The sequence below is a fragment of the Acinetobacter sp. 228 genome, from assembly GCF_048147885.1.
Genome location: NZ_JAYWYV010000477.1, coordinates 1 through 1,134 on the forward strand (window position 1 = coordinate 1; position 1,134 = coordinate 1,134).

1 protein-coding gene and 1 pseudogene are annotated in these 1,134 nt (G+C 45.4%); both read left to right on the forward strand.

The features are described 5' to 3' along the window. Positions 1-87, forward strand: a pseudogene (locus tag VXQ92_RS20000) (hypothetical protein); the annotation flags it as partial. Between the two features lie 2 nt (positions 88-89). Beyond that, the coding region (gene pcaB, locus VXQ92_RS20005) for a 3-carboxy-cis,cis-muconate cycloisomerase (RefSeq protein ID WP_416682961.1) at positions 90-1,134 on the forward strand (1,045 nt) is incomplete at its 3' end.

The following is a 1,134-nucleotide window of genomic DNA, read 5'->3' on the forward strand; positions in this document are numbered from 1 at the left end:
CTTGAACAAACAGGTGGTCGTTATGCCTTGTGTTCAATGTGTATTGGGGTAGGCCAAGGCATCGCATTGATTATTGAGAGAGTTTAATCATGAGCCAGTTATATGCCAGCTTGTTTTACCAAAAAGACGTCACTGACATCTTTAGTGACTCATCTTTAATCACCTACATGATTCAGGTTGAAGTTGCGTTAGCCCAAGCACAGGCACAAGTTGGTGTGATTCCTCAAAATGCGGCTAATACCATTGCCCAAGTAGCTGAGCATGCACTAGACAAGTTTGATTTTTCCGCTTTGGCGGTAGCAACCGGTTTAGCTGGAAATATTGCAATTCCATTTGTAAAACAGCTTACGGCAATTGTTAAAGATATTGATGAAGATGCTTCGCGTTATGTGCATTGGGGCGCAACCAGTCAGGATATTTTAGACACAGCTTGTATTTTGCAATGCCGTGATGCGTTGAATATGGTGGAAGGCCAACTTCAACAATGCTATGCGACTGCATTACAGCAAGCCAAGCAATATCGCCATCAAGTCATGATTGGACGTACATGGTTACAGCAAGCTTTACCAATTACCTTAGGGCATAAACTTGCTCGTTGGGCTTCTGCATTTAAACGTGATTTAGACCGTATACAAGCTATGAAATCACGTGTGCTCACTGCTCAGTTAGGCGGTGCTGTGGGTTCATTAGCTTCTTTGCAAGACCAAGGTTCGCTTGTGGTCAGCGCATTTGCGAAGCAACTGAATCTGACTGTACCAACAAGTACATGGCATGGTGAGCGTGATCGTATTGTAGAAATTGCAAGTGTGCTTGGGATGATTGTCGGGAATACGGGCAAGATGGCACGGGATTGGTCACTCATGATGCAAACTGAAATTGCAGAGTTGTTTGAGCCAACCGCAAAGGGTCGTGGTGGTTCATCGACCATGCCGCATAAGCGTAATCCAGTTGCGGCAGCATCCGTATTGGCCGCGGCGAGTCGTGTACCAGCACTGATGTCTAGCATTTATCAAAGCATGGTACAGGAACATGAACGTAGCTTAGGTGCATGGCATGCAGAGTGGTTAGCAATCCCCGAAATTTTTCAGCTTTGTGCTGGAGCATTAAGCCGTACTGGTGAAGTTCTACAAGGTT